The 1,247-nt window shown below is 65.3% G+C and carries 1 pseudogene; it reads left to right on the top strand.

Annotated elements, in window-relative coordinates:
* Positions 1-68: 68 nt before the first annotated feature.
* Positions 69-1,207 (top strand): annotated as a pseudogene (locus ABD999_RS43750) (IS3 family transposase).
* The last annotated feature ends 40 nt before the right edge of the window (positions 1,208-1,247 follow it).

Genomic DNA, 1,247 nt, shown 5'->3' with positions numbered 1-1,247 from the left:
TGGTGTGTCCCGGTTTGAGTGGAGTTGGGTTACTGGATTCTTGTGCCACTTGATGAGAGGAAAGTGGCATGGGACGACGGGGCTATCCGCCGGAGTTCCGGCGCAAGGTGCTGGATCTGCTCGAGGCGGGGCGTAAGGTCACCGACCTGGCGCACGATCTGGAGATCAGCAGTCAGACGATCTATACCTGGCGGCGGCAAGACCGCATCGATCGCGGCTTGGAGCCCGGCTTGACCAGCAGCGAGAAGGTCGAGTTAGCAGTCGCCAAGCGCCGCATCGCCGAGTTGGAGACAGAACTGCAGGCCACTCGGCGGGCGATCGAGCTGGTACGAGAGGTGGTGCCCCCAAAAGGCGGTTCGAGGCCATCGCGGTGATGGCCGGCGAAGGCATCCCCGTCGAGGTGGCCTGCCGCGTACTGGACGTCTCGGTGTCCGGCTACTACGCCTGGCGGGACCGGCCGCCCTCGCCGCGGACCATCCGGCATGTCTGGCTGACCGACCTGATCCAGCAGATTCACCAGCGTTCCCGAGGCACCTACGGCGCCCGGCGGGTGCATGCCGAACTGCGCCTGGGCCACCATGTCCCGGTGAGCCACGGAGCGGTGGAGTTACTCATGCAGCGAGCAGGGCTGCAAGGCCTCAGCGGCCGGCCCAAGTGGCGGCGCGCCAAGCCCGACCAGATCGCCGTCGACCTAGTGGACCGCGCCTTCGCCCGGACTGGTCCCAACCAGCTGTGGGTTACCGACATCACCGAACACCCCACCCGGGAGGGCAAGGTGTACTGCTGTGTGGTGCTGGATGCCTACTCACGCCGGGTGGTCGGTTGGTCGATCGACTCCGCCCAGACCGCCACCCTCGTCACCAGCGCCTTAGGCATGGCCATCGACAACCGCACGCCCGCGGGCACGATCATCCACTCCGACCAGGGTGTCCAGTTCGGCTCCTGGGCCTTCACCCAACGCGCCAAGGACTCCGGCCTACTGCCCTCGATGGGGAGCGTCGGGGACTGCTTCGACAACGCCATGATGGAGTCGTTCTGGTCGCGCATGCAGGTCGAACTCCTCGACCGTCAGCGCTGGAACACCCGGATCGAGCTGGCGAACGCGATCTTCGAGTACCTGGAGATCTGGCACAATCGGCAACGACGGCACAGCAGCCTGGGCATGCTCACCCCGATACAGTTCGAGAACGCGTCTACCGTGGCATGACAATCCAGAAACGCGACTCCATCGAACCCAGGGCACACCA

It is taken from the genome of Nonomuraea ferruginea (assembly GCF_039540635.1).
In the GTDB taxonomy this organism is placed as follows: domain Bacteria; phylum Actinomycetota; class Actinomycetes; order Streptosporangiales; family Streptosporangiaceae; genus Nonomuraea; species Nonomuraea ferruginea.
Note: the sequence above shows the minus strand (reverse complement) of the source record. Positions and strands in the feature narration are given on the sequence as shown.